This window comes from Bradyrhizobium sp., from assembly GCF_049798375.1.
In the GTDB taxonomy this organism is placed as follows: Bacteria; Pseudomonadota; Alphaproteobacteria; order Rhizobiales; family Xanthobacteraceae; genus Bradyrhizobium.
The window spans coordinates 1-2,717 of sequence record NZ_JBARGP010000169.1; the positions used below are offsets into that span (position 1 = coordinate 1).

Consider the following 2,717-nt stretch of genomic DNA (forward strand, 5'->3'; position numbering starts at 1 on the left):
GGCAACCAAGCAACACGACAACGACATTCCGTCTGGGAGAAAGCATCATGGCGCGCCTGAAGTTCGGAGCCTTCCTCGCCCCGCATCATCCGATCGGCGAGCACCCGATGCTGCAATTCCGCCGTGACCTCGATCTGGTCGAGCTGCTCGACGACCTCGGCTATGACGAATTCTGGTGCGGCGAGCACCATTCCTCGGGCTGGGAGATGATCGCCTCGCCGGAAATGTTCCTCGCCGCGGCCGGCGAGCGCACCAAGCGCATCAGGCTCGGCACCGGCGTGATCTCGCTGCCCTATCATCATCCCTTCAACGTCGCGCAACGCATGGTGCAGCTCGACCACATGACCGGCGGCCGCGCCATCTTCGGCTCGGGCCCCGGCGCGCTGGCGTCGGATGCGCACACGCTCGGCATCGATCCGATGACGCAGCGCGACCGCCAGGACGAGGCCATCGCCATCATCCGCCGGCTGTTCAACGGCGAGCGCGTCACTGCGAAGAGCGACTGGTTCACGATGAACGACGCCGCGCTGCAGATCCTGCCCTTGCAGGAGGAGATGCCGTTCGTGGTGGCCTCGCAGATCTCGCCGTCGGGCATGACGCTGGCCGGCAAATACGGCATCGGCATCATCTCGCTGGGATCGATGTCGACACAGGGGCTGATGGCGCTGCCGCAGCAATGGCAGTTCGCCGAGGATGCCGCCAAGAAGCACGGCGCCAATGTCAGCCGCGCCAACTGGCGCGTGCTGCTGTCCTGGCACATCGCCGAGACCCGCGAGCAGGCACGGCGCGAGGCCGGTGCCGGGCTGCTGCGCTGGCACAACGAATATAACGTCGGCACCTTGATGCGGCCGGGACTGACCGCGTTCGCCTCGCCGGACGAAGCCGTCGACAAAACCGCCTTCGTCGAAGGTGCTGCCTCCACCATCGGCACGCCGGATGACCTGATCAAGATGATCAAGAACCTGGTCGACGTCTCCGGCGGCGTCGGTTCGATCATCGGCTTCGCCCATGACTGGGCCAACCCCGAAAACACCCGCCGCAGCTGGGACATGGTTGCGCGCTATGTCGTGCCCGAGATCAACGGCTATATCGACGGCCTGCGCAAGTCGCGCCAATTCGTGATCGACAACCGCGCGGTGTTCGAACGTGCCGGCCAAGCCGTCATGGCCAAGATCATGCAGAACGACAAGGCCGCCGCAGCGCTTCAGCAAACCGGCACCGGCCGCGTCGCGATCCCGGCCGTGAATGCGCCCGATCTCGCGAAGGAAGCGGCGAAGCAGAAGGTGTGAGCGCTGCGCCGTTCGTCGCGTTGCCCGCGTACGGCTGGTTGCCCCGTCATCCGGCGACGCTCGCGCAGCAACAACGGCGAAGCCGTTACGCGGGTATGACGGGGATGGAGTTGCGCACACACCTCCCTCCCCGCGTCGTCCTGGCGAAAGCCAGGACCCATAACCACCGCATTTGGTTGTGAACGAGATCGTGGCTCCAACGTCACGCAACGACTGATGCTCGGGGTAATGGGTCCCCTGAGTTCACAAACGAAGTGCAACACTTCCTTGAGGAGGTGTTGCCATGGGGCGGACTTACAAGCAGCTCTCTCTGGACGACCGATGCGAGATTGCCTGTCTATCGGCCAATGGCAGCTCGGTCCGGCAAATCGCGGCAGCTCTGGATCGCTCGCCATCAACAATCTCTCGGGAACTGAGCCGTAATCGGAGCGTTCAGGCTGGCTACAAGCCAAATTATGCCCAGCAACAGATGCGAGCGCGGCGCTGGACGGGCGGACGCCTCGAACGGGAGCCCGTCCTGCGCCGCGCGGTGTTGCAACGCCTTCGCCGAGGTTGGTCGCCGGAGCAGATCGCCGGCCGGCTGGCCCGCGAGTGCGGGCACAAGGTGATCTCCCACGAGACCATCTACCGCTTCATCTATGGCCAACTCAGGCGCACCTCGGACTTCAGCTGGCGACGCTACCTGCCGCGCGCCAAGAGCAAGCGCGGCCTCCGCGGCAAGCGAGGCGGCAGCCCCGCAAGCTTCATCGAAGGCCGTGTTTCCCTGGCAAATCGGCCCCTTGAGGTTGCCGACCGTAGCGTCGCCGGGCATTGGGAGGCCGATTTGATGATGTTCTCGAAGTACGGTCAGGCCGTGCTGACCGTGCATGAGCGCACCTCTCGCCTGCTGCTCGGCATCCGCCTTGCCAGCAAGGTTGCGCGCGGTGTCGCACGCCATCTCGTCCGCTTCTTCGCTGCCCTTCCACAAGAGCTGCGCCAGACCGTCACCTTCGACAACGGCACCGAGTTTGCCGGTCACCTGGCGCTACATCGCCTCTCGATCGAGACCTTCTTCTGCGATCCCCACGCGCCCTGGCAGAAGGGTGGTATCGAGAACGCCATCGGCAGGATGCGCCGCTTCATCCCTCGCAAAACGGATCTCGTAACCCTCTCGACCGCCAGATTCCGCCAGTTCATCGCCACCTACAACAACACCCCACGCAAATCCCTTGACTACCGCACGCCTGCGGAGTCCTTTGCCGATCAAGTGTTGCACTTCGAGTGTGAATCCACCTCCCGGCCTTCGCCGGGACGACGTTGGGACTCAAAACTCGCCGTGGATACGGCCGGAGAAGATGTGCACCGGGCCGCGATCGGCGTTGTAGGCGGGGTTGGTAATGAACTGATAGTCCGCGGTCAGCGTCAGGCTCTTGTTCACCTGGTAGGCAT

2 protein-coding genes and 1 pseudogene are annotated in these 2,717 nt (G+C 64.1%); 2 read left to right on the forward strand and 1 reads right to left on the reverse strand.

All coding sequences use genetic code 11. The annotated features are described in order from the left end of the window. The first annotated feature begins 47 nt into the window (after window positions 1-47). Window positions 48-1,289, forward strand: coding sequence for an LLM class flavin-dependent oxidoreductase (locus tag WA702_RS07155; protein ID WP_425109831.1), 1,242 nt, complete (start codon window positions 48-50; stop codon window positions 1,287-1,289). A gap of 283 nt (window positions 1,290-1,572) precedes the next feature. Beyond that, a pseudogene (locus WA702_RS07160) lies at window positions 1,573-2,562 on the forward strand (IS30 family transposase); the annotation flags it as partial. Between the two features lie 30 nt (window positions 2,563-2,592). Here the strand turns inward: WA702_RS07160 and WA702_RS07165 are convergent. Beyond that, window positions 2,593-2,717: carbohydrate porin (locus WA702_RS07165; protein ID WP_425109832.1), on the reverse strand; the 125-nt coding region annotated here is incomplete at its 5' end.

Bases quoted from the DNA above. Each gene is read 5' to 3' on its own strand.
- WA702_RS07155 (WP_425109831.1), top strand. From the start codon at position 48: ATGGCGCGCCTGAAGTTCGGAGCCTTCCTCGCCCCGCATCATCCGATC.